Here is a 5596-nt window from a genome sequence, read left to right as displayed (position 1 = left end):
CCCCGGGCCGGGGACGGCAGCCGGCGCGGCACGCCCGGCCGGCGCGGGGGACGGCTCCCCCGCGCCGGCGAGCGCCGGATGGCGGGCCTGCGGACCCTCATTCGGGGTCTTGCTCCACCCGCGGGTACGGACCGGTGAACGGCCCGGGCTTCGCGCCCGTGCCTGGTGCCGGGAACGGGTTGGTGTAGGTCAGGATGTGGTACGGGACGGGTGTCTGGAGGGACTGGTCACTGACCAGCGGGATCAGCCGCAGGTAGTGGGCCCCGGACTCGTCGGTGTACTGCAGGACCGCGTTGAAGTTGGCCAGGTAGGCCGCCAGCTCGGGCCCGTAGGGCTTGATGTACGACAGCATCGGGTTGACGTCCTTCAGGAGCGTCTGCGCCGGTGGGATCGCGCCGCGGACATCACTGCCCAGGGTGGGCACGCGGGTGAGGGTGTCGGGTGCCAGGTCCAGCGCGCCCGACAGCGGGGGCAGCAGCCCGTGCAGGTCCGCCGTGGTGTCGGGCAGCTGCTGCAGCGCCTCGCTCAGCAGCGGCGAGGCCGTCCTCAGGTCGGAGGCGACCGGTGCCAGTGCCCCGGCGAGCTTCGTCAGGGTGCCCGACGCGGTCCTGGCGCTGTCGAGCACGCCGGGTGTCTGCCGCAGCACGTCCTCGACGGCCTGCTGCTGGCCGGCGGTGGCCTGGGTCAGCCGGTTGGCGTTGTCCACCAGGGCGGCGATCTGCCCCTGCCCGGTGTCGAGGGCCCGCAGCACGACGGCGGTCTGCTGCGCCAGCGCCTTGAGGTCCTCGGACTGGGCCGCGATGGCGTCCAGGGCGGTGTGCCCCTCCCGGCCGATGTCGCCCAGCCCGTCGAGGGCCGCGGAGACGTCCTGCTGACGGCCCTCGGTGCCCTGCCCCAGCGACCGCAGCAGGGCGCCCAGCTCCGTGCGGCTGTCCGTGTCCAGGCTGGCGAGCACGTCGCGCAGCTGCGTGCTGGGCTTCACCGCGCCGGCGGGGATGGTGCTGCCGGAGGGCAGCACCCGGCCGTCACCGTCGGTGATGTCCAGGTAGCCCTCGCCGACGAGGGAACGTTCGCCGAGGCGCACGCTCACCCCCTCGTGCAGCGGGGCGGCCTTCTTGTCCAGCGAGAACGCGACCCGCAGCCCGTCCGGCCGCCGGGTGACCTCGCGGACCTGGCCGACCTGCACGCCCGCGATCTGCACCCGGCTCGCCTTCACCAGGTTGTCGATGTCCGTGAACACCGCGGAGGAGGTGTACTCACCACCCTCGACCAGCGGGATCCGCGCACCGGTCCCGCGGAACAGGAAGATGAGGATCCCGAGGCTCCCGGCGAGGAACAGCAGGACGGTGACCAGCCGGCCCAACGTCCCGGTCAGTGCTCTCATCGGCTCTGGCCTCCCTGCCGTGTGCCGGTGGCGGTACCGGTGGCGGTGCTGCCGGTGGGCAGGCCGTTCTCCGGTCCGGGGAAGTAGCCGTTCGGCGGCTGCTTCGGCAGTACCCCGGCGGCGGGCAGCGGCACGACCAGGTGCCCGCGGATGATGCTGCCCTGGGCGTCCCCCGCGCCGAACACCGACGAGGTGTTGTACACGAACGCCTGGATGTCGCCGAGGTAGGACACCACCGTCCGGGTGTCGCGGTCGAGGTTACGGGTGATCGGCCGGAAGTTGAGCAGCGAGCTGTCGATCTCGTCGGCCATCGGGCGCAGGTCGGCGACCACCGGCCGGGCCTTGCTGACCACCGGCTTCGCCGAGTCGACGGTGCGCCCCAGCTCGTCGACGGTGCTTTCCAGCCGTTCCAGCGTCTGCGGCAGCTCGCCGGAGGCGCGGTGGAGGTTGTCCAGCGTCGGGTCGAGCTGTTCGGTCAGCTCCTGGGTGCTGGTCAGCGTCCTGCGGAGCTGGTCGGTCAGGCCGGGCAGCTGCGCGATGCTGTCGCGCAGCTGCCCGTCGTTGCCCGCCAGCGTCCCCAGCGTCTGCTGGGTCGCCGTCGCGAGCTGGGCGACCCGCTGGTCGTTGCCGCCGACCGCGGTGGAGATCTGCGACAGCGCGGTCACGAGCTGGCTGATCTTCTCCCGGCGGGTCTGCAGCGCCTCGACCACCGGCTGCAGCTGGGTGATCGTGCCGTCCGTCGCGGCCAGGCCGGCGGGCAGCTCCTTCTCGGACCGCGCCAGCGCGACGTCGGACTCGACGAGCAGGTCGGTGAGGGCCAGCTGGGTGCGCTCGTCAAGATGGCCGAGCACCTCGTCGGCCTGCACCGGCCGGGACGTCTGCTTCAGCGGGATGAGCCCGCCGGAACGCAGCGCCCGGCCGGGCGGCCCCCCGGGGTTGATCTCCACCGACATCTCGTTGAGCGCGTTCTTCGGGCGCAGCACCGCGCGGGCGTTGTCGTACACGGTGTGCCCGGGCTCGATCTCCAGCGTGAGGATGGCCGTCGCGTGGTCGCTGACCGACCAGTCCGCGATCTTCCCGACCTTCACGCCCGCGATCGTGACCTGGTTGGAGCTCGTCGGGTTCACGCCGGGCACCGAGGCGAACTCGGCCTTGACGACCGACCGTTTCGCCCACGGTGGCGTCGAGCTCAGCCGGGACTGGATGATCACGGCTGCCACCAGGCCGAGCACGATGAGGACCGTCACCGCGGTCACGTCACGGCCCAGCCCGGGCACCGTCCTGATCCGCTCCCAGCGGCGACGCAGGGATGCGCTCATGGGAAACTCCTCGACACCAGCGGAAGGTCCAGCGAGGTCACCAGCTTGCCGAGCGCGCCCGCGTCAGGCCCCGCCGCCGGCGGTGGGATCAGGCCCGGCGCGCCCTGCCTGGTGCCTTCCTGCGGCCCCAGGGGCTGCTGCAGGCCGAGGGACTCCAGGTACTGCTCCAGCGGCAGCACCGTCGCGGTCCCGCCGACGGAGTTGACCCCGACCCCGGCCATCAGCCGGCCCGCCGCGCCGTTGCTGTCATGGAACTTGAAGACGTCGTCACCGTGGGAGAACCAGTAGCCGAGCTCCTGGTACAGCAGGTGATCGTTGCCGCCGCCCTTGTAGACCCCGGTGCCGTGCCACGGGGCGAGCACCGTCTGGACGATCGGCCCGTTGAGCCGCTCCAGCACCGGCCCGCGCACGTCGGTCAGGACCCCGTTGGCGTCCTGCGCGGTGGGCACCAGCCGGTCGACCAGCGGCCGGGCGTCCTGCAGGAGGATCCGCAGGTCGGTCGCTACCGGCAGGGTGCGCTCCAGCACCGGGTCGAGCTTGGCCAGCACCGGGTCGAGCTGGCGGGCCGCCGGCCGGAACGCCTGCGCGGTCGTGGTCAGCTTGTCCAGGGTGGGGTCGAGGTCGGCGAGGCCGGCGCGGGTGGTCTGCAGCGTCTGCGGCAGGTCCGCCACCGTCTGGGCCAGCGGCCGGCGCTCGTCCGCGAGCGCCGACGAGGTCGTCGCCAGCGAGGTGATGATCGAGTCGAGCTGGCCGTCCTGCTTGGTCAGGGCCGCCGCCGTGTGCTGCAGGCCGGTGACCACCCCGGTCAGGTCGGTGTCCGGACGGGTGCCGCGGGCGGCGCTGAGCACCACCCCGGCCGGTTCGAGGGTGTCCGGCGCGTCCGTGATGATCTTACGCAGCTCCTCCTGCCCGTCGTTGCGCAGCGTCGCGTCCAGCCGCTCGACCGTGCGCGGGATGGACTTCTGCGCGTCCGGCGTGATGGCGCTGAGGACCTGGTCGAGCTCGACCGGCACGCTGGTGCGCTCCACCGGGATCGTCCGCCCGGCGCCGAAGCCGCCGCCCGGCCCCCCGTGGGTGAGCTCGACGTAGTAGGCGCCACCCACCAGCAGCGTGGGCCGCACCGCCGCGGACGGCTGGTCCCCGAGCTTCCGCAGCACCGATCCGTCGATCTTCATCGACACCAGGGCGGTGTGCCGGTCGGTCTCCTTCACGCCCGTGACGTCTCCGACCTTGACGCCGGAGACCTTCACGACGCTCTTGAACGGTTCGAGCTTGTAGTCCCGCGCGAACTCCGCCTTGACCGTCTCACCGGAGCCCACCGTGATCAGGATGCGGGCCCGGTTGAAGGCGAAGAAACCGACCAGGGCCAGCACGGCCAGCACCACCAGGCCGAGCACCTTGGTGGGTATCCGCTGTCCGAGATGGGCGAGGCTCGCCCGCTGACGCCGCAGCACACTCATCGGGCCGTCCCCCCCACCAGCGGGATACCCGCCGGAAGCCCCTGCGCGCGGTCCTGTGACGCCTGACCGGGCCGGGGGTACTGGTTCAGATAGAAGTTCCCGGACGGCAGCAGACCGCTGGTCACGGTCCCCAGACCGGGGTTGAGCCCCAGCCGGGCGTAGCGGATCCCCGGCGCGGGCCCCTCGGAGACGAAGCTCTGGCCGCGGACGAACAGCTGCCCGATCTCCGGCGCGTACGGCGCCAGCACCCGCAGCGGGGTGAGCAGGTCACCGACCGCCTGCCGCACCGGCGGCGCCAGCGGACGGGCGTCCGCGACCGTGCGGGTCAGGTCCTCGACGGCGGGGATGGCCTGCTTCGCCACCGGGGGAACCTTGCCCGCGACCGGCACCCCCTCCACCAGCACGCCGCGCAGGTCGGCTTCTGACGCGCCCAGCGCTTCCGCACCCGGCTCGAGGTCACGCACCGCCGAGGCGGTGTCGGCCAGCGGCGCGTTCAGCGAGTCCAGCGCCTGCCTGGCTGTGTCCAGCGTGCCCGGCAGCCGCTGCAGGGTGGCGGTCAGCGGCTTGTTCCCGTCCACCGACACCGCCCGCAACGTCTGGTCGGACTGGTTGACGAGGGATGCGATCTGCTGCTGCCGGTCGTCGAGCCGGCCGGCCAGCCGGTCGAGGTCCGTCAGCAGCGTGGGCAGGTCCGTCTGGTCGGACGCGAGCGCCTGGGAGACGGTGCCGATGTCCTCCAGCAGGCTGGGCGCGCTCTTCAGCAGGTCCTGCAGGTCGTCGCTGTGCCCGGCCAGCCCGCCGCCGAGAGCGCGCACCGTCCGGGTGGCCGCGTCCCGGGTCGGCTGGTCGAGCACGTCGAGCAGCTGGTAGAGGTCGGCCGAGTTGACGTTGCGGGTCGCCGCGATGGTCTGGTCGCCGAGCTTGCCGGCCGCCGAGGTACCCAGGTTGAGCTCGACGAACTTCGTCGCCAGCGCCGAGACGTCCCAGATCTCCGCGTGCGCGTCCCGGTAGACGTCGACGTTGCCGTCGAGCTGCATGGTCACCACCGCGGTGCCGTTGACGTAGTCGATCGCGCTGACCCGCCCGACGCGCTTGCTCATCTCCCGGACGCCGTCGTTGACCCGCAGCGAGTGGACGTTGTCGAACGACGCGCGCACCGTCGTCGTCGGCGCGAACGGCAGCCCGCTCTGTGCCTTGAAGGTCAGGTACAGGATCACCGCCAGGACGGCCAGCACGATGCCGCCGGCGCGGAAGGAGCGCGTCCGTGCGCGGAACTCCGGCGTTGTCATGACAGCACTCCCCCCAGCAGCTGCCCCAGCAGCGAGTTCTCCTGCCGTTCGGTCAGCCCGGTCGCGCTGCCGCCGGCAGCCGGGGCGGACGTGCCACCGCCGGCGGTGGCCGGCGCGGCGGCACCGGTCCGCCCGCCGTTGGCG

General features: G+C 72.6%; 4 protein-coding genes. All 4 read right to left on the bottom strand.

Features of this window, described 5'->3' with window-relative positions; genetic code table 11:
• Positions 1 to 97: 97 nt before the first annotated feature.
• Genes NBX02_RS09915 through NBX02_RS09900 form a run of 4 tightly spaced genes read right to left on the bottom strand, consistent with a single transcriptional unit; the run spans position 98 to position 5452 of the window.
• On the bottom strand, positions 98 to 1384 hold the full coding sequence (locus tag NBX02_RS09915; RefSeq protein ID WP_250287115.1) for an MlaD family protein: 1287 nt from the start codon (positions 1382 to 1384) through the stop codon (positions 98 to 100).
• On the bottom strand, positions 1381 to 2703 hold the full coding sequence (locus tag NBX02_RS09910) for an MlaD family protein (protein WP_250287116.1): 1323 nt from the start codon (positions 2701 to 2703) through the stop codon (positions 1381 to 1383). Before NBX02_RS09910 ends, NBX02_RS09915 begins: the two co-directional genes overlap by 4 nt.
• Entirely contained in the window at positions 2700 to 4163 is a 1464-nt protein-coding gene (locus tag NBX02_RS09905; protein ID WP_250287117.1) for an MlaD family protein, read from the bottom strand. The genes NBX02_RS09910 and NBX02_RS09905 overlap by 4 nt, the downstream gene beginning before the upstream one ends.
• Positions 4160 to 5452 carry an MlaD family protein gene (locus NBX02_RS09900; RefSeq protein WP_250291053.1) on the bottom strand — a complete coding sequence of 431 codons (1293 nt, stop codon included), beginning with the start codon at positions 5450 to 5452 and terminating at the stop codon, positions 4160 to 4162. The genes NBX02_RS09905 and NBX02_RS09900 overlap by 4 nt, the downstream gene beginning before the upstream one ends.
• Positions 5453 to 5596: the final 144 nt, after the last annotated feature.

The sequence above is a fragment of the Protofrankia sp. CiP1_Cm_nod1 genome (genome assembly GCF_920888515.1).
Lineage (GTDB): Bacteria > Actinomycetota > Actinomycetes > Frankiales > Frankiaceae > Protofrankia.
Note: the sequence above shows the minus strand (reverse complement) of the source record. Positions and strands in the feature narration are given on the sequence as shown.

Bases quoted from the DNA above. Each gene is read 5' to 3' on its own strand.
- NBX02_RS09905 (WP_250287117.1), bottom strand. From the start codon at position 4,163: ATGAGTGTGCTGCGGCGTCAGCGGGCGAGCCTCGCCCATCTCGGACAG.
- NBX02_RS09900 (WP_250291053.1), bottom strand. From the start codon at position 5,452: ATGACAACGCCGGAGTTCCGCGCACGGACGCGCTCCTTCCGCGCCGGC.
- NBX02_RS09910 (WP_250287116.1), bottom strand. From the start codon at position 2,703: ATGAGCGCATCCCTGCGTCGCCGCTGGGAGCGGATCAGGACGGTGCCC.
- NBX02_RS09915 (WP_250287115.1), bottom strand. From the start codon at position 1,384: ATGAGAGCACTGACCGGGACGTTGGGCCGGCTGGTCACCGTCCTGCTG.